A 21736-nucleotide genomic window follows, 5' to 3' on the forward strand; every position below is an offset into this window, starting at 1 on the left:
ATCAGTGGTCGTCAAGCGGCTTTTGTCTCAATCAGTTCTTCTGCATCCAGTATCGTTTGAGCAGACACCAAAGCCTCGTCAACCTCGCGCTCCAGCGCCTTGCGGATGTCACGCCGCCACCGCTCTTGCGTCTTGATTGGATGCGGCTCATTCGACCAGTTATCCATTTCGTACCAGCCCGCCGGCAACACGCTAGTCGAGCGCTTACCGTCCACGCCCGGCAACTTCGGCAATGCCCAAGTCACCACGGCGCAATGCAGGAACCGCTCAGGCGCCGGCGAGCGCATGAGCCTCGTCAACTCAGCGATGGCGGCATGCTTGCGTTCAGTGTGAGTCGAGAACTTCGCCACCAGCACGCGCCAATGCGCTGCCGAGAGGGCTTTGTGCAGGCGACCAAACACCCAGCAGTCCGTAAGGAATGCAGCCTCCTTGCCCACGATCTCCCCCTTCTGCTTGGCGCACTGCACCTTGGGCTCGAAGTCGCACCCACCGGCAGAGTTGATGGTTTCGGCGGCCAGCGCCCGAACTACTGCGGATACCACGTTGCGATAGGTCATGCTGCTCTCCCCTTCAGCTGTCTTGTCTTTGCTCGGTAATCGGCGGTCATCGCCTTCAGCTCTTCGACGGTGTACTTCTTGGGCTCATGAGGCCCTTCAAGCCATTCGACGTTTGCGGCGCCGATTCTCTGTAGGAGCGAGATTCGGTAGTTCACGATGTCGCCAGATTTATGGTTGTTGCAGGGCGCGCACTGCTTGTGCACGTTCAGCGGCTCGAAGCGCAGTTCGGGGTTCGCTCCTACAGTGCGGTAGTGCCCGGCGTGATATTGGCCTTCGTGGTGTCGGCCACAGCTCACGCAAGGCAGTGCGGCATCACGCAGCCGGATCCATTCGTTGAACGCCTGTTGCGCCTCACGCATGTACTGGGCACGCGGCTTGATACGGTCCTTTGCTGCGCGAATCTCCTTGCGACCAACCTCCGCGATTGCCTTGCGGGCTTTTTCTCGATTCTCGGGAGCGATGGCCAGGCCACACGCCCAACTGCAAACCTTCTGCGCCGAGGAAAATGACGGCTTGAAGCTAACCCCGCACGCCGGGTTCTTGCACGTCTTCGCCTTCGCTTCCTTGAGGGCTACTCTCATGCAGCCACCTCGCTCAATAGATCAGTGAACACAACGCCCTGCCCGGTGAAATAGGCGGCGATGCGGTCGGTGTACTGGATGCCCTGGGCGCGGTTGAACAGGCTGGTAACAGGGAAGCCATCGGGGCCGAACAACTTGCAGCCACCCATCATGGCAAGCTTCTCCTCGTAGGGCAGATGGCGCATGACTCGGTACCACGCAGCCTGAAACCCCGAATCCTCGTTGAGCAGGATCTGCACGCCGAAGTGGAGCTTGCAGTAGCGTCGGGCGTCGGCCTCATCGCCGATCTGGGTCATCTCGGATATGCGCTTGTACATGGCAAACCACAGCGCGTTCTGGTCAAGCGTACGGTCCTTGCCCGGGCGCAGCGACACGACGACGAACTTCTTGTCGCGGTACATGGCGCTGAGTTTGGTAATGGCCTCGGAAAGCTTGGCGTGGCAGTTGACGCTGATCTTGTCAGTCATTGCGCCGCCCTCTTCGCTTCCAGCTCCTGAGCCTGCTGGACCAGCATCGCGCGGCGCTCCGCCAACTCATTGGCCGCTTCAATCCGCATTTCGTCCTTCCTTTCGGCAGCTGCAGTCCGCATTTCCAGCATCGACTCCTTCACCAGGGCGAGTTTTTCCCGCAGCCTCGGAGCCGGCCGGGTTACTACTCCGGTGATCAGACCAGCCAGGGCTCGACCATCCTCGGTGATCGGCTCAACGCTCAAGTCCGCTAGGTACTTCTGGCCGCGTTCTTGGGGGATGCGCTGCATCTGCACCGCCCGGGTGACGGCCTGAATACGTCGGTTGGCGTCGAACCCCACAGAGACGTGCCAGTTCACGGGCTTCTCGTCTTCTCGGGCTTGCCCCACAAACCTTTGGTACGCATCGATGAACGCCATGCGCGCGCCGATTTTGTCGCCCGCATCGAGGACTGGCTTTGCAGCAGCCAACGCAAGCTGGATCTCGTCGGTCAGCACAACAGTTTCGAACTCGTCATTCGTGGCCATGGCAATCGCCCAAGCCTCGTCCTTGCCCGGACGGCCGTCGGCGGCCTGAACACGCTGCAGGATGTCAGCCATGGCCAGCTTGCCTTTCACTTCAAAACGGCAGGCTTTCAGTGCGGCCTTGACGACAGCCACGGAGTAAGCGCAGAGGTCTTCAGCCATCATCGCCGCAGTGCCTGGGCTCATCTCTTGGCCCATGGCCTCAGCAGTAGCGCAGATAGCTGCTGCCAGCCCGGCCACCTGTTGGTCATTCATCTCAAAGGTATTCATTGCGTGCCCCCGACTGGCGCTTGGCCAGAACCATTTGCGCTGCTTGCTCCGCTGCGGAGACGTTCGCCTCGGTGCGCTCCATCTGTCGGGCCGTTGTCCCGTTGATACGCTGACCGGTCACCCACTGGGTGTGGTAGCTCTCGGCGTTGGCCAGCAGCTCGTTGAGGCTGTGGCACTTGCGAAGGACAGCCGCATCGCTGGTTTTCAGGAAGTGGGCGGCGACGTGGTGGGCGATATCGGCGCCGAGGCGGTCGACAAGTTGACCGAGCTGGCCACCGACCTTGGCGTTCCACACCGGCCAGGTGTTGTAGCGCTTGCGGTAGGCCATGGCGTAGTTCGCCCAGACCTTGAAGGTTTTGCAGGACTGGTCTTTGGGGCCTGGCATGTCGGCGGGAATCTCAACCCGTGGAGCATCGGTGCGATCAACCACCAGCACCAAGTTGCGGGCCGGCTTGTCCGGACCGTCCTGCAAGTCCTGACTGGTATCCTGATTGGTACCCTGATGATTGGTATCCTGATTTGTCGGAGATTTTTCCGACCCTAGCTCGGATTTTTCTCCGACCTTGCTCGGATTTTTTTCCGAGGTAGATCGGATTTTTTTCCGACCTTTGTTCTGTGGCGGGGTCGGATATTTTTCCGACCCATCAAGCTTCTGGTTCCACCCGACCGCTTTCTCAGTCAGGCGAAACAGAGTGATGTTCGAAGTGCTGGAAAGCTCAATCAAACCGGCCTCTTCCAGGGCCTTCAGCATGCGGTAAGCGGTGTCTGGCTTATCGGTGAGTAGCGGCAGCTCCTCAATGATCTTGGCCTTGCTCAGCGCGAAGAAGATCCCGTCATCAGTCTTGATTGGCTTGGTCCAACTCGGGCAGCCGTAGACGAAGGCGAACAACAGGGCTTGCTGAGAGTTCAGCCCCCACTCCAGCGCCTTCACCTGATTGATCGTGACGGTGAATTGCATATCAGGCCTTCCCGACCAGTTTGGCCAGTTCAAGGAAGCGATCGACGTACCAGTGAGGCTGCGTCTCGCGGGGGGATTGAGGGTTGGTGAGGTTCTTGCCGTAGGTCATCCCCTTGTCGGTCACGCACCAGAAGTCGACCATCACCTGCTTGGAGTTCTTGCGCTGCAGCTGCTTGAGGAAGCCCTTGGCGGCGAGTGCGCGATTGAAGGCAGCCGCCGTGCTGGCGATGCCGTGGTCTTTTATCAGTGCGGTAATGGCCTTGGTCGGCATGGAACTGCCACCGGTGGCATCTGGTGCAGCGTCGACGGCGTAGCCTGGGAGAAACTTCGGGTCCAGGCCGTTGTTCTGGGCGATCTTCGTCAGCATCAGCATCTTGCTCGACGGCGCGGGTTTGAGCAGGCGGTCGAAGCATTCCAGAATCGCCAACTCACCGACGATCTTTGAATTGTTCGGTGCTTGAGTGGGAAAGTGACCAGTCTTGCGGATCGTCGGCAGCACCTGGCCCACCACCCACTCTTCGAACTGCTCGGCCGCCGGAAGCTTCGACTTCATCACCAGCCGGTAAAGGTCGCGCTCAGGGATGATCTGCACCGCCCTCACCTGCCCTCCCATTTCGGTATGGCAGGTATTCACAGCTTTGCAGTGGGCGTTGATGGCTTTGGAAGTGTTGGCGTAGCCAAGCGCTTCGGCGACGTCCTTGGCGATGAACCACGGCTCACCGGTGCCATCGTCGATGACGCGGACCAGAAGGCCGTGAAAGCTGAATGGAGTTGCGGACTGGGTACGCGACACGTTTTCAGGATTTACAAAACGTGTCACGACATGGTTCGGGGTATTGCTTGAATTGGGTTGGCTCTGCATAATCCGCCTCATTGAGTGGTATCGAATTAGCCGGGGCGCAATCCCGGCTTTTTTTGTGCCTGAAATTCAGGCGACCTTCACGGACGCATCCATCACATCCAGGCTCTGGCGAACGTGATTGATCTCTTGACGGATCAGGGATTTCTCGAAAGTACTGACGTGGTTGTCATCGAGTGCTTGGTGAACAGCGATGGTCAGGTCCGCCACTTCCTTTCCGACATTGATCAGGGACCTCGTGAGCGCTTGCGGCTCCGGCGGCGACTTGGATACCAGGTCAAACCCGAACTCATTCGCAAGCGCCAGCAATGGGCGCATATCACCGGTGTGCAGCAGGATCCCGAACAGATGCTCCACAGTCAGGTGGTGAGCTTCGTTGTCCGGGTTGGCTCGCTGTAGCAGTCCTACATGCGCAACCCCCATCTTTGCCGCCAAGGCTTTGGCCTCGTTGTCCAGAACAGCGCTTTGGCAGGCCCGCAGAAAATCTTCCATTCGTAAAACCTCACAACTGTTTCCGTGGTGGCATTACGCCAACAAGGCGATGATCTGTTCACCAACTGATCAGGGACTTGCTCATGACCAATCAATCCGAATTACAAGGCGAGATAGCCGCCCTTTGCTGCTTGGTGGTCGCCTTGGCTTCCACCCTCCCCTTGTCATCTCAGCTCCGGCTTTGGCCTGCGTTTGAGCGGATTGCCGGCCCATTGCGTGATCGACTTGGCGGTGATGAACTGCGCAGGTTTGAGCGCGCAACCGTCTCGCTCACCTCGAAGCGGAAAGTGATCGGCTAGGCGGCAGATTTCTGCGACGGGAACGGACGTTGCTCTTTTGCCTGAAAGCTCCCATCGGGAAGTTCAAGCACTCGAATGTCTCGTTTCGCAATTAGGGCTTTGTGAATGGCTGGCGCGGTAACCCGGAGTAGCCGCGCGGCTTCGGACTGCCCTTTGTCAGCCACGAACTTGTCGAGGGGAGTCTCATTCATGGTCGTGCCTCTGCTGTTGACGAGGCCGATATTAACCATCTGTTAATTTTTAATCAATACCGATGGTTTCTTCTATTTTTTAACCATTGGTTTACATTCGCGCGATGACTAAAAAACGAATACTCCCTCCTGACCGAATGGCTGAATGCGAAGCGGCACATGCTTTGTTCCTCGCCAAAAAGAACGAGCTGAAGCTCAGTCAGAAGAAAATCGCTGATGCCGCCGGCATGACGCCAGCAGCGGTGAATCTCTACTTCAAGGGCATTAATCCGTTAAATGCTCAATTCGCTGCAGTTCTGGCTCGCATGATTCAAGAGCCGGTTGAGGCCTTCAGCCCTCGCCTGGCAGAAGAGATACGCAACCTCGTTGGGGTTCCATCCACTAAAACAGAGGCGGATGAGCCCAATGCGAAGCCGGGGGCGTCGGCGGCCGAAATCGTCAGAGAGATGCTAGGTCGTAGCGGAAAAAATCTTTCGGAGGATGCCCGTAGACGACTGCTTGCGGTCGCAGAGGCTGCTGATGGCGGCGGCGCCATTGAGGTCGACTACTACCGTCCCGGCGTGGCCGGTGACGAAGTGTGGATTGCGCACTACGACGTCCGCGCCGCTATGGGTGGCGGCCAGATTCCGCACGACTATCCAGAAATGCTTCAAGACGTCCGTGTCAGCCCTCAGCATCTGCGCGAAATGGGTGTCGAGTTCAAAGAGCACTTTCACCTCAAGATGGTGACGGGTTGGGGTCAATCAATGGCGCCCACGATCAAGCACCGCGACCCGCTGCTCGTCGACATCAGTATTCGGGAATTCGTGGGGGATGGGATTTACATGTTCTCTTGGGAAGGCCACCTCTACATCAAGCGACTCCAATGGGTTGGCGATGATCAGATCAAAATGATTTCTGATAATACGATGCACCCACCGCAAACAATCAGGGCTGACGAGACCTACATCCAGGCTCGCGTGCTTCTAGTGTGGAATGCTCATTTGGTTTGAGTTGGTATTCAGATCATCAGAGTGAAAGTCCGCAGGAAATAGGCTCACTGCCTGCAGAGAGATACAGAACTGACCGAGCACCGCCGCGCCAAAAAGTACTCAAAACCGAATGGAATCAAAAATGGCGAAACCTGACTTCCCCCCTTTGCTACCACCAGGTATGCATCCGCTTACTTTGCAGGAACTGCATGATCTCGCTGTTGGCCCATTCGCTGGAGACGTAAAGCGCGCGGAGCTTTTTCAAAAGTTACAGGTATGGGCTGAAGCCGTTCAAGCGGCGGGAATTGGCGGACAACTTTGGCTTGACGGTTCGTTCCTCACTGAAAAGGCTGATCCAGGGGACATTGATTGCATACTCTGGAACCCGCGCTGGGTGGATGCCACTTTAAATACTCCAGAAACTCACGCGCTTCTCAGTCGGCTATTTGACCATGCGCATGCAGAAGCCATGTATGGCCTAGACTTCTATCTAGAAACGCCTGCGGCTGATCAGATATTTCATCGCGAGGCGTACTGGCGGGGTATCCTTGGATTTTGTCATGATCGGACAACGGCCAAAGGATTTGCGGAGATCACATTATGAGCAGCACCTTTCTGCGTGATCACGCCAAGGCTCTGAAAAGTTTCGCTGACGAAACTCAAGACCGCGCCAAAAACAATCCAGACGATTTTTTCCTGCAATTGGCCGCAAAAAACCAAACGGCAGCCGCTCGTTCTATGGGTCAGCGAGTTGCCCTCGCAGAAGCAAATGAAATGGGTGAATTGCTGGATGTGCGACTGATTGGCCCAAAAGCGAATGGCAGCATTCCGCTCGATTCGTTTTTGGAGACCATCGGCCCTCTTGCTAAATCATGGAAATTCGCCGCCCACCGTCTGCGCTATGGACGCGATGCAGTACGTGGCGCCGCTTCAGATGTCGTCAGTGCTTTGAATTTCAAGCTTGCCGGACTAGCTCCGGGATCTACACACGTTTTCATCACCGGAAATGCAGCCGCTGACTTGACGGGCGACAGCCTTCTTCAGGCGACACTTAATCAAACGTTCCGGTTACTAAACTCAGAACAAGGTGAGTTTTACGATGCAGTGGATGCTATTGGTGGAAAATCTGCGCATCAGCTTGGTGAGTTCATGCGGGGTCTCGATAAGGCGGGACTAGCTGTTGAGTTTTCATGGAAATCTGCAGACGGATTACGATGCTGGAAAGGTCGTCCAGATGAGATAACGCGGGTAAGAGCGTTGCTTGATACCGTGAATGAGCCTGAAAAATACACTGAGGTCATCGAAGGTAACGTGGCGGGTATCACTGATACGGGGCGACTGGCGCTAAGAACAGTTGAGGGGAAGATCCTAATCCGCTTCCCTCTGAAAATCACTGAGCAGGTGCAAAAGCTCAAAATTGCCTCACACGCCAGGCTCACCGTGGAAACTTCCAAGTACTGGGATTCCGTGGAAAAGAAAGACGTTTATAAAAGACATTTGATCTCAGTTGACTGAATGAATATTCAAGCCCGGCCCAGCGCCGGGCTTTTCGTTTCTTGATAAGCTCATCGTTATCTGATTGGGTGGGGCTAGGAAGAGACGATCATGACATTGCTAGTTCCAGCAGATTTACAGCGAATGGCGCTACCTAAGAAATTTCCTGCATTTCTTAGTGCCGTGGGCCTTCACAGGCCTGCGCATGTTGACAGCAAGGAATGGCAGCAGCTCTGCCAGCTGTACAAGGTGATGAGGGAAGTGAAACAGGGTGATGGCTTTGATGCCTTGGCAAAAAGGCTGATTGCGCATATCAGCTACTATCAGAAAATCATTGAGGTCGAGGGTGAGGCCTTCGTATCGATTGCCCTGTCCAAGAAAAAGCGGCGTAAAGCAAATCGTCGCGGTCAATTTAAAGGAAATGCATCATTCTCTGACTCTCCTCAGGAGACTGCACGAAAGAGAAACTCAACTCCAAAAATAGGCTTAGGGGTGGAAAGTATTCTCCCTCCACCTCAACGAACCCGGCGCGAAGAGGTCAGGATCGATAGCCACACACAATCGCCCGAGAAATCACCCTCATCTCATGTTTTATACGTAGCCGGCTGGACACTATCAACCGACTTAGAATAGCGGAATCCTCTGCCCTGTCACGCCTTCGTCACACCTGCAAAGCACAATGCAGTCAGCCAAAGGGATTTGGCTACGCGCATCAAGAGCCCGGCCACTGCGCCGAGCTTTTTCATTTCTGCAAACTCCTTTTCACGCAGCGTTCACACGATCGGGCGCAGATTGAACCTACAAAAGGATTTGACCCCAGACAGAGAGCCCGCCAGTGCGGGCTTTTTGTTGTCTGCTAGAAAGGTGCCTCCTCTACGGCATCGACTTCCCCCAGCTCACGCCCCCGATCTTCCTCAGCGCTTGCCTCCCACCTCAATGTCACCGACTCATCGTCGTTGAACGTCATGTCTATGCCGTCCGTCTCGGATAGCACGCCCATCACCTCCCCCCACTCCCGATCGCCGTCCGTGTCCAGCCGATGGATCGTCACCCAACGCTGAATCTGCGCGACTGGGTGGTTGATCATCGACGAGACGCGAAGCCCCAGCCTCTCTATCCCATGGATTTCTTGTCGTCCTGCCGGTTTTGACTGCTGCTTCGACGTCGCCATTCCAAACGCTCCAATACTGTATATCCATCCAGCTAACCGAAGGATATCTCATCCATACCAAAAATAAATTAACCATCGGTATTGACGACAAAATATACCGATGGTTAACTGCACCCATCGCAGCGACACACAGCCGCTGCGAAGGGCCTCAAGAGACCCGCTGCTCTTTAACAATCGGCGCAATACGAACAAAGACGGCACTGCCTCTACGGCGACCGGAGATCAGATAGCCCCGAAAGGCTACCAACGCGAGGACCACCTCGACGGCTGACTAGAGCGAAAGGCTCGAACTGTGTGAATGACCCAATAAGCAGAGCCAGCAGGAACGGAACATTTCACTGATGCACCTGGTTACCCGGGTGCATTGGGAAGACAACCGAATAAGCACGGAGCACCAAATGAGCGAGCCAACACTTCAATCCATGTTGATGGATGGCGTTACCCGTTTCACCGAAAGCAGCAAGCCAGCAGAAATCATCGATAAGCATGTGGAAAGCATGTTTACCGACATCATCAAGGACAACTTTCGCAGCTACAGCGATATGGGCAAGCTGGTCAGTCAGGCGATCAAAGACGCGCTGCCATCCAACGTCAGCGACCTGTTTGAACTGACCCGATACAACGATCTGATCGCGACCGCGCTGAAAACTCAGTGGGAATCTTCCGGCGTGACTGGGGAAATACTGCGCCGCTCCCAAGCGGCTATCGACGAGGCGCTGAAAGACGACATCGTGCCGGAGTTCGTCAGCCTGCGTGAACTGCTGGAAGAGTTCGTTGAGGCGCACAAAGAGCGTGCCGCAGACAATCACTGGGAGAGCCCTCGTATCAGCATCCGGGAGCACGACACCAGTTACTCCAGCATAAAGCACCTGCACATCTGCTTTGATCCGGCCCCAGAGGATCGCAGTTCGCGCTACAGCAGCGACCGCAAGAGCAGCGAGTGGGATTGCGACAATCGGATCAGCGTCAGCATCAAGGGCGAGAACGCCGAGAAATACGCATACGGCGAGGTGTACAGCGCGAAGCTTGAAGGCAATCCGATTGGCCGCAACTTCATGATTCACAAAAAGTGGGAAAAACTAACGGCGGCCCTGTACTTCGGTGGCGCGCAGCTGGTTATCGACTGCGATGAATCCGATTTCAGTTACGGCTTCGACGACTGAGCATCACCTCTGTCCATTCAGTGAGTGGGCAGACGGATGCGGACGACTCTGCACCGCGCAACGCGGCCCCCTGCATCACCTACCAATTCCAACACCACCCGCATGCACTCCCCTCCGCGCCCAACGGCAACCAGCGGAATGGATGAGTGCAGCCGGGTTTTGTTGGATCAACACCGCCACTCTGGAGGCGACCATGTCCACCAGCTATGCAGACAGCGCCCAGGCCCGGGAATGGGACCGGCGCTACGACGCTTGGGGCCGCGAGAAGAAATCGCAGCCCGAAGAGTTTCACGACTATGAGGCTGCCGAGCAGATCCGGACCCACGCGCTGGCCGATCGGGAAGCGAGGCGGCTGGAAGAGCGCAAGAGCCTCAAGCGGCGCATTGGCCTGGCCATGGCGAAAATGGAAATGGTCTGCCCACCCAGCGGAGGCGCACATGAACGATGAACAGCGCGACCACCAGACAGCGGTCACCTGGATCGAGGGCGAGATCACCAACATGATCCGCGACCTCGGCAAACCCAACGCCAGCTCTGCGGCGACCTCGTCTATCACCCTGGCCTTCATGCTGCGCGTCATCAACGACGATGAGCACCGGCACTATAGGGCGCGCATCGACCAGATCTACGCCACCTACAACGAATCGATCAAGCAGGGAGTCGCCGCATGACCATCATCGCCCGCAACGCCAAAGCAATGGCCGAAGCCCTGCACCGACAGGGCTTTTTTCTGGTCGCTGATCTGCCAACCCGCATCAAGATCCAGTCGCGGCGCGGAATGCTCATCGCGCGGTTGTCGTGACTCAGCGGCAGCGGGCACGGCGCCTGCTGATCTGGCGCGGGTCCTTCTCGGCCATCACCACCCTCTCCTTTCTGATGCTGCTCAGCGCTCTCGCTGACCGCGTCACTTCTTAAACCAAGCATTTGAAAGCCGCACACACGCGGCAAGGAATAGTCATGTCGAAAAATAATGCACAAGCGCTCGTACACGAATCGCTCGAAACCAACGAGGCACAAGAATCCAAGAGTGTATCGCCTGCAGCAGCGGTCACCGACATCGCCGAATATCGGCCACACGAAGAGCAGATCGTTCGTCTCGAAACGACTTACGCGAACCTGGTTGTCGACTGCTCGACCAGTGAGGGGTTGGCCAATGCCAAGGAAGTTCGCGTTGATATTCGCGATGTCCGTTATGCCCTGGCCAACACCACCAAAACGGCGCTGGTGCCTTATCAGCAGGCGGTTAAAGACGCCCAGGCTCGCGTCAACCAAGTGAAGGAATTCGGCGAGGCGCTGAAGGATCGTGTGCTGGCAATCGAAGCGCCTGTCGACGAAGCGATCAAGGCCGAAGAAAAGCGCGCCGCTGACGCCAAAGCCGAGCGTGAGCGCCTCGAAGCTGAGCGCGTCGAAGCCATCCGGGCAAAGATTACCCGCTTCAGCTCTGTCGCCGCCGCATATGCAAGCCGCAGCGCTGCTGATGTCGCAAACATTCTGCAAGGCGTGAAGGAGTCGGTGATCCTTCCCGAAGAATATGCCGAGTTCGAAGCTGAAGGCACCATCGCTCGCGACAACGCTATTGAGCAGCTTGAAACGCTACACAGGTCTGCCGTTGAACGAGAAGAGGCCGCCGCCAAACTGCTGGCTCAGCAGAAAGAACTCGACGAGCTTCGTGAGAAGCAGCGCATCGCCGACGCGGAAGCAGAGGAGCTGCGCAAGCAACGCGCCGAAGAAGACCGCAAGCGCTTGAAGCAGCAACAGGACGAGCTGGACCAGCAGCGCCGCGACATGGAGGCACAGCAACGCCAACAGCGTGAGCAGCAGGAAGAGCTACATCGCCAGCAGCGCGAACGCGATGCCCAGTATCAGCGTGACCAGGAGGAGCTGGCCCGCCTGCGCGCCCAGGCTGCCGCGCCGGCCCCAATCACTACTGCGGCTGAGCCCGTGGTCGCAGAGAAGGTCGAAGTCGCTCCTATCAGCGCATCTGCCATCGCTGCTGAATCCGACGACGTAACTACGACCGCGCCTTCGGTCAACGACATTGTCGAGGTTGTAGCCCTGGGCTTCGACGTCGACCTCGAAACGGCTCGCGCCTGGCTTCGTGCCATCCGCTTCTAACCACCCTTTCCATCTAAAGGCTGACCCAATCCTTGTCGGCCACGGAGAGCGCTATGACCGATTCAGACACCCAAGCACCAACCGGCCTTGCCACGTACCACGATCCGTCGCACAACGCGGCAGCGCTCATCCTCGATCCAGGCACCATGAAGTCGATGAGCGACCTCGCACTGATGATGTCAAAGGGCGTGACAACAGTCCCCAAGCACCTGAAGGGCAATCAAGCTGACTGCATGGCGGTAGTGCTACAAGCAATGCAGTGGCAGATGAACCCCTTTGCGGTTGCGCAGAAGACGTTCATCGTCAACGGCGGTGCATTGAGCTATGAGGCGCAGCTCGTCAACGCAGTGATCACATCCAAGGCACCGGTGAAGGGTCGCTTGAACTTCGAATGGTTCGGTGCCTGGGAAAACGTCATCGGGAAGATGCGCGAAGTCACCAGCAAGACCAAGAAGGACGAGGACACTGGCGAGTTCAAGAAGTACCGCGTTCCTGCCTGGAGTTTTGACGACGAGAAAGGCCTCGGGATCAGGGTCTGGGCAACCTTCAAAGGCGAAGACGAACCCCGCATCCTGGAGCTTCTGCTAACTCAGGTCCGTACGAGGAACTCTACGCTTTGGGCTGAAGATCCCAAGCAGCAGATCGCTTACCTCGTGACCAAAAAATGGGCGCGCCTCTTCTGCCCTGACGTCATCCTCGGCGTTTATACACCTGATGAGTTCGAAGACTCATACGGTGGAGAAATCGACATCACGCCTGTGAAGCAGGCTGCGAACACTGCTGCTGCCTCTAGCGTTTCGTTCGGCCCGAAATCCCCGTCACCGGAAATCGACGGAGTATTCGCAGACCTTTTAGCTGTCGCGAAACAGCAGGATATCGAAGCCTATGCGACTGCTTGGGCAGGTCTCAAGCCCAAGCAGCGCGCCGCAATCGGCCTGGAGTGCCATGAAGCGCTCAAGGCCATGGCGGCAACTGTTGATGGCGACTTCACCGAAATAACAGGCAACCACGACGACCTGGCGCAGGCCGAGGAGGCAGCGTAGTGAGGGCGGAACTTCAGGGTACAGATAAATGGCATGCCGACCGATCAGGCCGAGTGACAGCCAGCCGGTTTAAAGACGTGATGGCATGGGGGAAGGCTGACAAAAACGGGAAGCGCGAACCTATGGGGGCCCGTACCTCATACATGCGCGAGCTGTGCTTCGAGCGACTGGCGAAGAAGTCCAAGCACAACGTCAGCAGCGCCTCCCTGAAGTGGGGTCACACCGAAGAACAGAAGGCTCAGGACGCCTACGAGATGCTTACCGGCAACATCGTGATGCCGTCGGAATTCATTGTTCACCCGAAGTACGACTGGCTCGGCTGCTCGCCTGACGGGCTGATCAGCGATGACGGAGGCACCGAGTCGAAGTGCCCTTTCAATGAGGCGATTCACGTCAGGACATGGCTCGAAGGCATGCCCGAGGAACATATGCCTCAAGTGCAGGGCTGCATGTTCGTTACTGGCCGGAAATGGTGGGACTTCCTGTCGTTCGATTCTCGCCAAGATGAAGAGTGCCAGCTCTATATCGAGACGATTTACCGCGACGAAGACTACATCGCCAACCTGCACAAAGAGCTCGTCCAGTTCAACCTGGAACTGAATCGCATGGTTGATGAGGTCGCTGACCGAGCTCGCGCCCAAGCCTACCGTTTAAGTGCCTGATAACTAATGAGGTGGTCAGCATGATCAGCAACCTGAAATACGACATCGAGTTCCGGCGCGATAAAGCGCGGGAGCTTTCCAGCCAGGTCGAACAGCACCTAGCGGCCGGAGGGCGCTTCACCAGAGCGGAACCTGCTCAGCTCAATCCACCACCTGCCGAACGATCCGACAAGATCGATCCCGACACCGTCCTGAAGCGCCGCCGCCCTTCCCCAACCCAGGCAGAACGCATCGCCCTTCGGCGGATGTCGGAGGCGCTATGAGCAAGCGCAAAGCAAACAACGGTTTTGCCCGCGCCGAACGCAGCTGCCGGGCACTGCTCCGGACCAACCACGTCGCGGTGGTGAACATCGATCCAAGCGGCTCGCAGATCATGGCGAACTGGAAAAGCTGCCGGCAAATCCGGAGCCTGGCCATCGCCAACGCCCTCTTCGACTTCGCCTACCACTGGACGATCTACCTCAGCACCATGTGTCGAGACGAACGCGGCGTCGAGTACGTCAAGTCGGTGGAGATATCACCGGAGGGTATCTACAAGGTCGAGCGACTCACGGATGCCATCGAGCATTACTACCTGGAGCTGCGGAACAGCTGCAACCCGAACCACCTGGTTGCTTCTGGATGGATCGCAGTTCCCGCCGAGGTAACGCTCGAAGAAGCCCAGGCCGCGAAGCTGTTCTACGCCGCCGGCGCTTGGCATCAAATCAAGGTCGCGGCATGAGGCGCATCAACAACCAGGTGCGCCAGCGCCGACGACAGACATGGCTGGATATACCGGCCCACGGAATTGAAGAGGCAGGCCATGGCCGAAGAACAGCAGGAGTTGACGGCGGAAGCCATCAAGCAGCGCAAGAAGCGCGAGAAGGAAGCAGCCAAGAACGCAGCGTTGGGCATCGAGAAGTTCACGGTAGAGGTGGCTAGCGTGTTCAAGCCTGACATCAAGCGACTGATGAAAGAGCACGGTTTCAACCATCAGCAGGAGGTGTATCAAAACCTGTTGCGGAACGTGATTGCCGCAGACTTCGAGACAGCGGCGCGGATGCTTCGGAGTGTCACGACACCTTACCTACCAAGCGAAAAGGTGTCGCGAGCATTTTATGTGCAGAGCATGTCCGAACTTGCATATGACCCTGGAGACGAAATCATATCTCCGAATTAGCAATCACTTCTTGCTATCTGCGGCTGCTATAATTTTTGCTAGATGCTCTTGCCGCTTGAAACGTGCAATGTACCAATCTTTAATTAGCGTCTCTATCAATTCAATCAGTAGCTGCGCCTCTTCGGGATCAACATCAATAATTTCATTGATATCCTTCTCCATATGCGCGCCAATATTTCCAATTTTTCGGACCGCATCAATTGCTGCCCATGTATCTGCATCCACATCGTCCTGCAATGCATTTATCTCATCTATTAGACGACCTTTAACTATACCTTTAAAATCTCTAATAACCCCTTGGAGGCATCTCCGAGAAAGAGTCGCAGACGCCTTAGGACTAAGATCCCTAATTTTACAGGCCTCTTCATAGTCCTGCCGTATGGCCAGTGGTACATATTCTGGAAATGGAATTGCATGACTTGAAGGCTTTAACTTCCACGACTCTACAGGGGGGCCACTAAGTTTGCGGCCATTTGGACTTCTCTCTGTCTTATAAAGACTGGCATCTAACGTGATTTGCTTGCAATCATCATTTGGGCAGACAATAACAACTACCGCGAACCCCAGATAATCGCCAGTAACATTTTCATGACCAAAGATGTGCACATTAGAGCTTCGATTTTCATTACTTATTGTTGCATTGTGCCGACAGTAGGGGCATTGCCAATTCATACCAGCCATTATTTAGTTCCATTCCGTTAGTCGAATCACTGCGGTAAACAAATAACCGATTCCGCTCCTAATTCCCACCACGCTGCATCTGTTCACCGATGGCCGCAGCAGTATCTTTCCCATGTTATCAACGAATCACGCCAGCCGGCGAGGATCTTACGCCCCTTTGAAAATCTTTTCACGGTGGTACTTTAGGAAAGGTCGCTGCTTTGAATTGAATGCGCCTACATTTAGAGCACCGGCTAACCCCCAAGCTTCAGCAACGGACCTTGCCTGCTCTGCGATCAGCAAATGACCATCATCAGAGAAGGAAATCCAACCCCTGTCGAACAACTTATCAACATGGGGTGACAGCAATAGCCCATTACTGCCATTCAGGCGTTCATCGTTATCTGAATGTCGCCATGGCTTTATATGGCTCGCAATTAGGAACGCAAGGTTGTCGACTCCAGTAAGTCGGCATTTCCTTTCTTGGTTAGCTACCCGCATCCTAAAGATTCCCTGCCCGATTCTCGAGCGGACCAACTGCTGTTTTTCAGTATCCGGAAGGTCAGATGCTTGGATACACAGTTCTTCCAGCGCTTCCTCCCCCTCAATCTCGATCTCATGAACAGCCTGAGTAGCTGTAGGATCCACTTCGATGGCAAGGCTTAGAATTAATCGCCCAAGTTCGGACGAGATACTTGATAAATAACAGAGGTTTCCATCGCCATTTTTTTGGATAGGTGAATGCATAGAGGGTAGCAATGGCACTATTCGATCAAGAAAGTTTTTCGGACATAGCCAAACCGTCAGGGGAACCCATTCTATGGAAACCTGCCATCCGGATTTCGCCCAATATTCAGCTGTTTTTTGGTGGGTCTGGGGTATTGGAGCTTCAACATGGGAGTGAGTCACTACCCCAATAGACTTGATGACACCTTCTGCGTAGGAAATGATTCTATCGCCTACTTTTACTCTGGTTAGATTTAAGTAGCCCTCGTTAGCATCACCATTTTTTTTCGTCTTGGGTGACCAAATGTACCCGCCGGCATATTCATCTAGGTGGGTTTGTTTATGATTCACCCACCAAAAACTGGCAGGGGTGAGTACTTCCGCGTCATTTACAATTTGATATCCTAAGCCCTGTATACATTTTTTTGCTTCATCAGTATGTGTGTCGAGCGGGTCAATCCCTAGAGCCATTGCATAAATGTATTTAAGTGGATATCTGCCGCCGTCATCAGTGATAAAAAACCAGTTCGGCCTACGAAAACTAAACGGACGTGCGCCATCACGAAAGCGGGCTACGGCCGCTACTACATCCTTTTTCTCCATTTTCTACTCCATAAAAGGTTCAGTGCATGGCGGAATCTTGCTAAATATCGCACTTGTTTCTGCGTCTGACGAGGCTAACGTCACTCCGGTCTTACGCTACCCAGCGGCCGGCCCTCCGCCGATGGCGGGCACAAGCTAACTGACTCACGCAAACCACACCTGCCAAGGCATCGTGTTGAGCCATTCGATCAGTTGGTAGATCTGCTTCATCACTTGGTCACTGAGCATCTGGCCCAGCACTGATTGAATCAATTGTTTCATACGCACTCCTCGGAAGACTCGAGGCCAAGGAGGATGGCTTCGTAGTCTGTAGGTGCCCAATTAATTCAAAAACTGCCCGCTCAATCCTCTTGGGCTTTTTCCACCTCCCCCCCCTTCCACCTCCACCGCCCGGGCATGCCCCGGCATAGGACACCCCATGCCCACAGAAAACCAATCCATCGCAGTCCCCATGCCGCGCCCGGGCAAAGAGTTCTGGGACAAGCTGAATGCCCTGCCGCGCTACATGTTCCTGCTGAAGCCTTCAGACGTCGGCGTTCAAAAGCTGGAGGACCGCACCGGCAACTGGATAGACGTGCACGAAGCGCAGAAGGTCGTGGACCAGGCTCAGGATGAGATCAACCAACTCCGCGCCGAGCGTGACTCCCTGCAGCTTCGCCTGAACGCAGGGCCGGACGGAGAAAGATCGAAGCTCTGAAAGCCACTGCCTAACACCTCTCCTATAAGCCGCTGCGGGCTACGCATTACCTCGGTCGTACCATTCTGCAGCGTACTTGAGCGCCAGCTCTTCAGTCTCTTCGATGCTTTTGAAGGGGCCATCGAATTTTCCGATAACTTTTTCACCGAAACCGGAATTCACCGTTACGTGAATCGCCATTGGAATAGGGTCGTGGTCCTCGCCCCATATCGGTTGGGCCATAACCTTCTTGCCTGCTCCTTGGCCGTTTTCGACGGTAAGAATTTTGGTCCACGGACGATGCGCGTTCATAGCTTCTCCTTGATCCTTGCTACAAGCCGAACCATAAATTGATAGTCCACAAATCCACCTATCGCCACCGCCCGGGCATGCCCCGGCATAGGACGCCCCATGCCCACAGAAAACAAACCGGCCGAGCCGTTTCCTGAAGTGAAGCGCTGGCAATTAAAAGGCTTCATCCCTGGCGTTGAAGGCGAGAGCAAGGCTGTATTCAGGCCGGTCGTGGTTCTGGCCGATGATTTCGACCGCATCACCGCCGAGCGCGACGGCCTGCAGCTGAGCCTGACCACGGCAGACCAGACCATCGACGACCTTCAGGCCGCAATCGCTCGACGCAACCGGCGGATTGATGAGCTTGTGGCAGAAATTGCAAAAGTGCGGCAAGGCCCCTGCAAGATGATCGTCGGGGACGAACTACCATGACCCACAAATGCTACCGGCGAGATCCGGCCGTAAACGCTGTCACCGACCTCGTAACCGACGAGCAAATGCAAAGCGTCTTCCAAGGCACCAACTTCGGCCACACCGATTATCGGGGCCTGCTCGCCCAAGGCTGCATCAAGGCGCTGGCCGCCTGGCATCAGGGTCACACGTTGACCACCATCCTCGATGAGCTTCGCCTGATCAGCTGGAACAAGCAGACCGGCAAGATCAAGGTTACCGCCAAAGGGCGCCACTACATCTGGCTCGCCTTCAAAGGCCGCCCTGGCGTGTGATTCCGACAGGAGTACATCTGTACTCCACCCATAAATTACCCCACCCCCTTCAAAGTCAGCCGCATAGCGGCAAAAAGTGCATGGGTTTGCTGGAAACCATCACTCAATTACTTACCTACCTTTACCAAATGCATAACCAAGAGCCAGTGTAATAATTGGCAGGAACACACTCCAAACTCCTTTTATAACCTCAAGGCTTTGAGCACCATTACTACCTCCCAAATCAAAAAAACCTTTAACAAACAAACAAGCAGTTGTCACAGAACCAACCAAAAAACTCCACTTAATTGTTAAGTACACAAACGAGTCTTTGGCCGCATCACCCGTTCCGATTTCCCGAGCAATCTTTCCCTCCGTTGGTTTCCCCTCAACGGGTGTAGAATTTACCGGCGATACCTTTCCAGGTTTTAATGAACCTTCAGATATAGTGTTGACTGGGCCCTCCAATGGCTCAGGCAGTATTACTTGATCTGTCATTATGATTCCATCCACAATGAATACTCGAATCTTCTAACTCCATTTTCTGGAGCGACCAAGGTTGTATAATAGGTAATATAAATAGTTTTACCGTTGAGCTGCCCTATAGCAAATGGTGTAAAAATCCCCTCACCAAAACTATTGACATGATTGTAACAAGTAACCAGATATGAAGAGTCTTGAACACTCCCCACGTATCGTGGTCCGCCGGTATCGCTGACAAACTTCACCGTACACACATAAGTATTTATATCAATCTCAAAACTTTGAGCCCCCTGCAAATGGGCAATCCCTGTGTGCACAACCTCTAAATTACCAACTTTGGTTTTCACATTCAAAATGGACACAAACCGCCCTCACCATTAACAATAACCTGCAATTTAATACATGTGCACTATTTTATCCACATGAGTTAAGCGTCATTTACTACTTAATACCCACTAGCCTGCCGGTGAACAGCGGGCGAGGAATTCCTATGTCTGAGAAAACTGTTAAAGCCATCATGGAACAAGCCCAGGTATTCGCCAGCAGCTGGTCAATGGTTGGCGGGCCGTTCGCCGCCGACGACCAGCTCGAGCGGGCCGAAGGTGAAAAATTAGAGCTGAAAAAATTGGTCACCGGTGCACTCGAAGGTTCGGTCGACGCTCCGCAGGAAGTGGGTGAAATGATCGAAGCGCTGCTGGGCTGGCACAAGCGCCAGGCCGACCAGTTGCAGATAGTCAGCGAAAACGCCAAGGAAGGCGTGACCCTTCAGCTCGGTACCGATGACCCTATCGAGATCGTTCTCACAAAAGACATGGCCAAGGGGCTGCGCATCGGACTCGTTCTGGCCCTGGAGCGTCTGGGCAAGCTCCCCATCAGCATCAGCCATGACGGTGAAGACGACTCCGATTTCGACGACGAATAACCCCTCCCCACCTTCTGCCGCCACGCGCGGCATGGAGCATCATCATGGCAAAAGTCATTGCCCAGATTACGGTAAGGCTCCCTCGCCTGATGGAGGTGAGCGAGTACAGGAAGTTGCGTTACGCCGGCGGCAAGCCGAGTGTGCAGCAATTGAAAAAATGGATTGAGGAAGGCGAAGTGATTGGAGAGGTAAAGGGCGGGATGTACTTCGTGGACCTGCAGGCGGCCGTGATTGGATCGAATGATCCGTTGCTCGCCAAGATGTTGGAGGTGGGCTGATGGCTCCCCCACGCGCCAGGACAGTGAAAAATCGGGACCTGCCAGCGAACCTCTACCCGAACGGGAAGTACTGGCAATACAAGAACCCAATCACTGGCAAGAAGACCAGCATCAACAAGCCGATGGCCGAGGCCATCAAGCTGGCCAAAGCCGCTAACGCTAAGCTGCTGCCGTTGCTGGCCGACGACGGGGCGTTGCTGGCAATGATCACCGGCGACGCTGCGCCAAAGTTCAGTGGTTGCCTGGAGCGCTTCGAAAAGGAATGGCTGACCACCAAGACCTACGCCGCGAGCACGCTGAAGGAAATCAAATTCAAGTTGGCCCGGTACCGCGAGGACCTGGGTGATTTGATGATGGGGCAACTGGATGTGCTGACTGTCGCGGAGTATCTGGATGGCTTCGAGAACAACGCCTACACGAAGCATCGTGGGCTGCTGGTCCAGGTGTTCGCGTTCGCGGTGGCCAAGGGTCTGTGCGAGCGCAACTCCGCTGAGCTGACCCTGGTCAAGAAGGAGGCCGAGAAGAAGCGCCAGCGCCATACCGTTGAGGGGCTGAACACGATTCTGGAATACGTGGGGACGCCGATCTGGCTGAAACGTGCCATTCGGCTGGGGTTGCTGAGTCTTCAGCGGCGAGAGGACATCGTGGTGTGGCCGAAATCGGCCGTGGACCTCGAGCAGAACACCATCAAGGTATCGCCCGGGAAAACGCAGAACTACGGGAAGCCTGTGCACTTGGAGATCGTCATGGGTCAGGCGCTGAGGGAGGTGGTGCTGGAGTGCATGAAGTCGCCGGTCGTCTGCCCGTACCTGATCCATTACTCGCCGAAGGCGCGCAAGCGGAGCCAACTCGACGCCAAGCTACACTGGAATGCGGTGACAGCAGATTATCTGACCAAGTCATTTGCCCAGGCGCGAGACGATTCACACGCCTACGACGACGTCCCAGCCGGCGAGCGCCCCACCTTTCACGAGATACGCGCTCTCGGCGCCTGGCTGTACGAGCAGCAGGGTTTCGAGCAGGAATATATCCAAGGCTTGATGGGGCACGCTGACGTGAAGATGACCGAGCACTACCAAGCAGGGCACGGTGATGACGCGGTGGTTTATATGAAGGTTAAAGCCGACCTGAAGGTGTAACGCGGTGGTCGTTTGCCCAAAATATTCCCAAAGTTTGCCCAAAGGCAGAAAGCAAAAAGGGGTTACCGTTTCCGGTAACCCCTCTAGACCGCCCAGCAGAGCGGATTTTGTTTGGTAGGCGCGATTGGACTCGAACCAACGACCCCCACCATGTCAAGGTGGTGCTCTAACCAACTGAGCTACGTGCCTGCTGTGAGGCGGCATTCTACGGAATTCCGGAGGGGTGTCAACACCTTTTTTCGCGCTAACCCTATGAATATGCAAAATATTTAATTTTT

General features: G+C 55.3%; 35 protein-coding genes and 1 tRNA gene. 21 read left to right on the forward strand and 15 right to left on the reverse strand.

The genetic code is table 11. The features are described from left to right. Nucleotides 1–11: 11 nt before the first annotated feature. From KW839_RS11440 to KW839_RS11470, 7 genes are all read right to left on the reverse strand, one after another. A complete protein-coding gene (locus KW839_RS11440; protein ID WP_218424387.1) occupies nt 12–557 on the reverse strand; it encodes a hypothetical protein in 546 nt (181 codons plus the stop codon). Beyond that, nucleotides 554–1138 (reverse strand): recombination protein NinG, encoded by a 585-nt coding sequence (locus KW839_RS11445; protein ID WP_218424388.1) that lies wholly within the window; start codon nt 1136–1138, stop codon nt 554–556. The genes KW839_RS11440 and KW839_RS11445 overlap by 4 nt, the downstream gene beginning before the upstream one ends. After that, on the reverse strand, nt 1135–1605 hold the full coding sequence (locus KW839_RS11450) for a hypothetical protein (protein WP_218424389.1): 471 nt from the start codon (nt 1603–1605) through the stop codon (nt 1135–1137). The genes KW839_RS11445 and KW839_RS11450 overlap by 4 nt, the downstream gene beginning before the upstream one ends. Further along, on the reverse strand, nt 1602–2399 hold the full coding sequence (locus tag KW839_RS11455) for a hypothetical protein (protein ID WP_218424390.1): 798 nt from the start codon (nt 2397–2399) through the stop codon (nt 1602–1604). Before KW839_RS11455 ends, KW839_RS11450 begins: the two co-directional genes overlap by 4 nt. Further along, a complete protein-coding gene (locus KW839_RS11460; RefSeq protein ID WP_218424391.1) occupies nt 2386–3357 on the reverse strand; it encodes a phage replication protein in 972 nt (323 codons plus the stop codon). The genes KW839_RS11455 and KW839_RS11460 overlap by 14 nt, the downstream gene beginning before the upstream one ends. Nucleotide 3358: 1 nt before the next feature. After that, on the reverse strand, nt 3359–4219 hold the full coding sequence (locus tag KW839_RS11465; protein ID WP_218424392.1) for a BRO family protein: 861 nt from the start codon (nt 4217–4219) through the stop codon (nt 3359–3361). A gap of 66 nt (nt 4220–4285) precedes the next feature. Continuing rightward, on the reverse strand, nt 4286–4708 hold the full coding sequence (locus KW839_RS11470; RefSeq protein ID WP_218424393.1) for a phage regulatory CII family protein: 423 nt from the start codon (nt 4706–4708) through the stop codon (nt 4286–4288). 83 nt (nt 4709–4791) lie between these two features. Between KW839_RS11470 and KW839_RS11475 the strand changes: the two genes are divergently transcribed. Then, nucleotides 4792–5007, forward strand: coding sequence for a hypothetical protein (locus KW839_RS11475; RefSeq protein WP_218424394.1), 216 nt, complete (start codon nt 4792–4794; stop codon nt 5005–5007). On the opposite strand, the gene KW839_RS11480 is transcribed toward KW839_RS11475, so the two are convergent. After that, the gene (locus tag KW839_RS11480; RefSeq protein WP_371318070.1) at nt 5004–5237 is read right to left on the reverse strand and encodes a Cro/CI family transcriptional regulator; all 234 of its coding nucleotides are present in this window, start codon (nt 5235–5237) and stop codon (nt 5004–5006) included. The two genes, KW839_RS11475 and KW839_RS11480, sit on opposite strands and share 4 nt — an antisense overlap. 65 nt (nt 5238–5302) lie before the next feature. On the opposite strand from KW839_RS11480, the gene KW839_RS11485 reads away from it, so the two are divergent. The 4 genes from KW839_RS11485 (at nt 5303) to KW839_RS11500 (ending at nt 8296) form a co-directional block, all read left to right on the forward strand. After that, nucleotides 5303–6190, forward strand: coding sequence for a LexA family transcriptional regulator (locus KW839_RS11485; protein WP_218424396.1), 888 nt, complete (start codon nt 5303–5305; stop codon nt 6188–6190). 121 nt (nt 6191–6311) lie between these two features. Beyond that, on the forward strand, nt 6312–6773 hold the full coding sequence (locus KW839_RS11490) for a hypothetical protein (RefSeq protein WP_218424397.1): 462 nt from the start codon (nt 6312–6314) through the stop codon (nt 6771–6773). After that, nucleotides 6770–7684, forward strand: coding sequence for a hypothetical protein (locus tag KW839_RS11495; RefSeq protein ID WP_218424398.1), 915 nt, complete (start codon nt 6770–6772; stop codon nt 7682–7684). The genes KW839_RS11490 and KW839_RS11495 overlap by 4 nt, the downstream gene beginning before the upstream one ends. Before the next feature lie 90 nt (nt 7685–7774). After that, entirely contained in the window at nt 7775–8296 is a 522-nt protein-coding gene (locus KW839_RS11500; protein WP_218424399.1) for a hypothetical protein, read from the forward strand. A 223-nt stretch (nt 8297–8519) separates the two neighbouring features. Here KW839_RS11500 and KW839_RS11505 read toward each other — a convergent pair whose 3' ends face one another. Then, on the reverse strand, nt 8520–8834 hold the full coding sequence (locus KW839_RS11505; RefSeq protein WP_218424400.1) for a DUF1654 domain-containing protein: 315 nt from the start codon (nt 8832–8834) through the stop codon (nt 8520–8522). Between the two features lie 398 nt (nt 8835–9232). Between KW839_RS11505 and KW839_RS11510 the strand changes: the two genes are divergently transcribed. The 10 genes from KW839_RS11510 to KW839_RS11550 all read left to right on the forward strand — a co-directional run bounded on the left by KW839_RS11510 (nt 9233) and on the right by KW839_RS11550 (nt 14976). Further along, nucleotides 9233–9997, forward strand: coding sequence for a hypothetical protein (locus tag KW839_RS11510; protein WP_218424401.1), 765 nt, complete (start codon nt 9233–9235; stop codon nt 9995–9997). A 193-nt stretch (nt 9998–10190) separates the two neighbouring features. After that, complete coding sequence (locus KW839_RS11515; protein WP_218424402.1) at nt 10191–10445, forward strand: hypothetical protein; 255 nt, start codon at nt 10191–10193, stop codon at nt 10443–10445. Next, a complete protein-coding gene (locus KW839_RS11520) occupies nt 10435–10668 on the forward strand; it encodes a hypothetical protein (protein WP_218424403.1) in 234 nt (77 codons plus the stop codon). The genes KW839_RS11515 and KW839_RS11520 overlap by 11 nt, the downstream gene beginning before the upstream one ends. After that, nucleotides 10665–10799 carry a hypothetical protein gene (locus tag KW839_RS27650; RefSeq protein ID WP_256352626.1) on the forward strand — a complete coding sequence of 45 codons (135 nt, stop codon included), beginning with the start codon at nt 10665–10667 and terminating at the stop codon, nt 10797–10799. The genes KW839_RS11520 and KW839_RS27650 overlap by 4 nt, the downstream gene beginning before the upstream one ends. A 155-nt stretch (nt 10800–10954) precedes the next feature. After that, nucleotides 10955–12112 (forward strand): hypothetical protein, encoded by a 1158-nt coding sequence (locus tag KW839_RS11525; RefSeq protein ID WP_218424404.1) that lies wholly within the window; start codon nt 10955–10957, stop codon nt 12110–12112. A gap of 53 nt (nt 12113–12165) precedes the next feature. Continuing rightward, complete coding sequence (locus tag KW839_RS11530; RefSeq protein ID WP_218424405.1) at nt 12166–13155, forward strand: RecT family recombinase; 990 nt, start codon at nt 12166–12168, stop codon at nt 13153–13155. Continuing rightward, a complete protein-coding gene (locus KW839_RS11535; protein WP_218424406.1) occupies nt 13155–13817 on the forward strand; it encodes a lambda exonuclease family protein in 663 nt (220 codons plus the stop codon). The genes KW839_RS11530 and KW839_RS11535 overlap by 1 nt, the downstream gene beginning before the upstream one ends. A 20-nt stretch (nt 13818–13837) precedes the next feature. Next, a complete protein-coding gene (locus tag KW839_RS11540; RefSeq protein WP_218424407.1) occupies nt 13838–14080 on the forward strand; it encodes a hypothetical protein in 243 nt (80 codons plus the stop codon). Then, nucleotides 14077–14538 (forward strand): hypothetical protein, encoded by a 462-nt coding sequence (locus tag KW839_RS11545; protein ID WP_218424408.1) that lies wholly within the window; start codon nt 14077–14079, stop codon nt 14536–14538. The genes KW839_RS11540 and KW839_RS11545 overlap by 4 nt, the downstream gene beginning before the upstream one ends. Nucleotides 14539–14619: 81 nt before the next feature. Next, entirely contained in the window at nt 14620–14976 is a 357-nt protein-coding gene (locus tag KW839_RS11550; RefSeq protein ID WP_218424409.1) for a hypothetical protein, read from the forward strand. Nucleotides 14977–14979: 3 nt separating this feature from the next. On the opposite strand, the gene KW839_RS11555 is transcribed toward KW839_RS11550, so the two are convergent. Both KW839_RS11555 and KW839_RS11560 read right to left on the reverse strand, forming a co-directional pair. After that, nucleotides 14980–15657, reverse strand: coding sequence for a DUF4145 domain-containing protein (locus KW839_RS11555; RefSeq protein ID WP_256352627.1), 678 nt, complete (start codon nt 15655–15657; stop codon nt 14980–14982). Nucleotides 15658–15804: 147 nt separating this feature from the next. Continuing rightward, nucleotides 15805–16965 (reverse strand): HNH endonuclease, encoded by a 1161-nt coding sequence (locus KW839_RS11560; protein WP_218424410.1) that lies wholly within the window; start codon nt 16963–16965, stop codon nt 15805–15807. Between the two features lie 418 nt (nt 16966–17383). On the opposite strand from KW839_RS11560, the gene KW839_RS11565 reads away from it, so the two are divergent. After that, nucleotides 17384–17662, forward strand: coding sequence for a hypothetical protein (locus KW839_RS11565; protein ID WP_218424411.1), 279 nt, complete (start codon nt 17384–17386; stop codon nt 17660–17662). A gap of 39 nt (nt 17663–17701) precedes the next feature. On the opposite strand, the gene KW839_RS11570 is transcribed toward KW839_RS11565, so the two are convergent. Next, nucleotides 17702–17953 (reverse strand): hypothetical protein, encoded by a 252-nt coding sequence (locus tag KW839_RS11570; RefSeq protein WP_218424412.1) that lies wholly within the window; start codon nt 17951–17953, stop codon nt 17702–17704. A gap of 99 nt (nt 17954–18052) precedes the next feature. Here KW839_RS11570 and KW839_RS11575 point away from each other — a divergent pair, with 99 nt between their 5' ends. Beyond that, entirely contained in the window at nt 18053–18364 is a 312-nt protein-coding gene (locus tag KW839_RS11575; RefSeq protein ID WP_218424413.1) for a phage scaffolding protein, read from the forward strand. Then, nucleotides 18361–18657 carry a hypothetical protein gene (locus KW839_RS11580; RefSeq protein WP_218424414.1) on the forward strand — a complete coding sequence of 99 codons (297 nt, stop codon included), beginning with the start codon at nt 18361–18363 and terminating at the stop codon, nt 18655–18657. The genes KW839_RS11575 and KW839_RS11580 overlap by 4 nt, the downstream gene beginning before the upstream one ends. Nucleotides 18658–18768: 111 nt before the next feature. Here the strand turns inward: KW839_RS11580 and KW839_RS11585 are convergent, their stop codons facing one another. Further along, nucleotides 18769–19134, reverse strand: coding sequence for a hypothetical protein (locus KW839_RS11585; protein WP_218424415.1), 366 nt, complete (start codon nt 19132–19134; stop codon nt 18769–18771). Further along, complete coding sequence (locus tag KW839_RS11590) at nt 19134–19481, reverse strand: DUF6864 domain-containing function (protein WP_218424416.1); 348 nt, start codon at nt 19479–19481, stop codon at nt 19134–19136. Before KW839_RS11590 ends, KW839_RS11585 begins: the two co-directional genes overlap by 1 nt. Nucleotides 19482–19609: 128 nt before the next feature. Here KW839_RS11590 and KW839_RS11595 point away from each other — a divergent pair, with 128 nt between their 5' ends. From KW839_RS11595 to KW839_RS11605, 3 genes are read left to right on the forward strand one after another with little or no spacing between them, the layout of a single operon-like run. After that, the gene (locus KW839_RS11595; RefSeq protein WP_218424417.1) at nt 19610–20041 is read left to right on the forward strand and encodes a hypothetical protein; all 432 of its coding nucleotides are present in this window, start codon (nt 19610–19612) and stop codon (nt 20039–20041) included. Nucleotides 20042–20085: 44 nt separating this feature from the next. Further along, nucleotides 20086–20319, forward strand: a complete 234-nt coding sequence (locus KW839_RS11600) for a hypothetical protein (RefSeq protein ID WP_212625116.1) — start codon at nt 20086–20088, stop codon at nt 20317–20319. Continuing rightward, nucleotides 20319–21458 carry a tyrosine-type recombinase/integrase gene (locus KW839_RS11605; RefSeq protein ID WP_218424418.1) on the forward strand — a complete coding sequence of 380 codons (1140 nt, stop codon included), beginning with the start codon at nt 20319–20321 and terminating at the stop codon, nt 21456–21458. Before KW839_RS11600 ends, KW839_RS11605 begins: the two co-directional genes overlap by 1 nt. A 112-nt stretch (nt 21459–21570) precedes the next feature. Here the strand turns inward: KW839_RS11605 and KW839_RS11610 are convergent. Beyond that, nucleotides 21571–21647: transfer RNA gene (locus KW839_RS11610), tRNA-Val, on the reverse strand. Between the last annotated feature and the right edge of the window lie 89 nt (nt 21648–21736).

Origin of the sequence: Pseudomonas sp. PDM31, from assembly GCF_019218965.1 — a bacterium.
Taxonomy (GTDB): domain Bacteria; phylum Pseudomonadota; class Gammaproteobacteria; order Pseudomonadales; family Pseudomonadaceae; genus Aquipseudomonas.

Coding starts and splice junctions, on each gene's coding strand:
- KW839_RS11440 (WP_218424387.1), bottom strand. CDS start 557: ATGACCTATCGCAACGTGGTATCCGCAGTAGTTCGGGCGCTGGCCGCC.
- KW839_RS11445 (WP_218424388.1), bottom strand. CDS start 1,138: ATGAGAGTAGCCCTCAAGGAAGCGAAGGCGAAGACGTGCAAGAACCCG.
- KW839_RS11450 (WP_218424389.1), bottom strand. CDS start 1,605: ATGACTGACAAGATCAGCGTCAACTGCCACGCCAAGCTTTCCGAGGCC.
- KW839_RS11455 (WP_218424390.1), bottom strand. CDS start 2,399: ATGAATACCTTTGAGATGAATGACCAACAGGTGGCCGGGCTGGCAGCA.
- KW839_RS11460 (WP_218424391.1), bottom strand. CDS start 3,357: ATGCAATTCACCGTCACGATCAATCAGGTGAAGGCGCTGGAGTGGGGG.
- KW839_RS11465 (WP_218424392.1), bottom strand. CDS start 4,219: ATGCAGAGCCAACCCAATTCAAGCAATACCCCGAACCATGTCGTGACA.
- KW839_RS11470 (WP_218424393.1), bottom strand. CDS start 4,708: ATGGAAGATTTTCTGCGGGCCTGCCAAAGCGCTGTTCTGGACAACGAG.
- KW839_RS11475 (WP_218424394.1), top strand. CDS start 4,792: ATGACCAATCAATCCGAATTACAAGGCGAGATAGCCGCCCTTTGCTGC.
- KW839_RS11480 (WP_371318070.1), bottom strand. CDS start 5,237: ATGGTTAATATCGGCCTCGTCAACAGCAGAGGCACGACCATGAATGAG.
- KW839_RS11485 (WP_218424396.1), top strand. CDS start 5,303: ATGACTAAAAAACGAATACTCCCTCCTGACCGAATGGCTGAATGCGAA.
- KW839_RS11490 (WP_218424397.1), top strand. CDS start 6,312: ATGGCGAAACCTGACTTCCCCCCTTTGCTACCACCAGGTATGCATCCG.
- KW839_RS11495 (WP_218424398.1), top strand. CDS start 6,770: ATGAGCAGCACCTTTCTGCGTGATCACGCCAAGGCTCTGAAAAGTTTC.
- KW839_RS11500 (WP_218424399.1), top strand. CDS start 7,775: ATGACATTGCTAGTTCCAGCAGATTTACAGCGAATGGCGCTACCTAAG.
- KW839_RS11505 (WP_218424400.1), bottom strand. CDS start 8,834: ATGGCGACGTCGAAGCAGCAGTCAAAACCGGCAGGACGACAAGAAATC.
- KW839_RS11510 (WP_218424401.1), top strand. CDS start 9,233: ATGAGCGAGCCAACACTTCAATCCATGTTGATGGATGGCGTTACCCGT.
- KW839_RS11515 (WP_218424402.1), top strand. CDS start 10,191: ATGTCCACCAGCTATGCAGACAGCGCCCAGGCCCGGGAATGGGACCGG.
- KW839_RS11520 (WP_218424403.1), top strand. CDS start 10,435: ATGAACGATGAACAGCGCGACCACCAGACAGCGGTCACCTGGATCGAG.
- KW839_RS27650 (WP_256352626.1), top strand. CDS start 10,665: ATGACCATCATCGCCCGCAACGCCAAAGCAATGGCCGAAGCCCTGCAC.
- KW839_RS11525 (WP_218424404.1), top strand. CDS start 10,955: ATGTCGAAAAATAATGCACAAGCGCTCGTACACGAATCGCTCGAAACC.
- KW839_RS11530 (WP_218424405.1), top strand. CDS start 12,166: ATGACCGATTCAGACACCCAAGCACCAACCGGCCTTGCCACGTACCAC.
- KW839_RS11540 (WP_218424407.1), top strand. CDS start 13,838: ATGATCAGCAACCTGAAATACGACATCGAGTTCCGGCGCGATAAAGCG.
- KW839_RS11545 (WP_218424408.1), top strand. CDS start 14,077: ATGAGCAAGCGCAAAGCAAACAACGGTTTTGCCCGCGCCGAACGCAGC.
- KW839_RS11550 (WP_218424409.1), top strand. CDS start 14,620: ATGGCCGAAGAACAGCAGGAGTTGACGGCGGAAGCCATCAAGCAGCGC.
- KW839_RS11555 (WP_256352627.1), bottom strand. CDS start 15,657: ATGGCTGGTATGAATTGGCAATGCCCCTACTGTCGGCACAATGCAACA.
- KW839_RS11560 (WP_218424410.1), bottom strand. CDS start 16,965: ATGGAGAAAAAGGATGTAGTAGCGGCCGTAGCCCGCTTTCGTGATGGC.
- KW839_RS11565 (WP_218424411.1), top strand. CDS start 17,384: ATGCCCACAGAAAACCAATCCATCGCAGTCCCCATGCCGCGCCCGGGC.
- KW839_RS11570 (WP_218424412.1), bottom strand. CDS start 17,953: ATGAACGCGCATCGTCCGTGGACCAAAATTCTTACCGTCGAAAACGGC.
- KW839_RS11575 (WP_218424413.1), top strand. CDS start 18,053: ATGCCCACAGAAAACAAACCGGCCGAGCCGTTTCCTGAAGTGAAGCGC.
- KW839_RS11580 (WP_218424414.1), top strand. CDS start 18,361: ATGACCCACAAATGCTACCGGCGAGATCCGGCCGTAAACGCTGTCACC.
- KW839_RS11585 (WP_218424415.1), bottom strand. CDS start 19,134: ATGACAGATCAAGTAATACTGCCTGAGCCATTGGAGGGCCCAGTCAAC.
- KW839_RS11595 (WP_218424417.1), top strand. CDS start 19,610: ATGTCTGAGAAAACTGTTAAAGCCATCATGGAACAAGCCCAGGTATTC.
- KW839_RS11600 (WP_212625116.1), top strand. CDS start 20,086: ATGGCAAAAGTCATTGCCCAGATTACGGTAAGGCTCCCTCGCCTGATG.
- KW839_RS11605 (WP_218424418.1), top strand. CDS start 20,319: ATGGCTCCCCCACGCGCCAGGACAGTGAAAAATCGGGACCTGCCAGCG.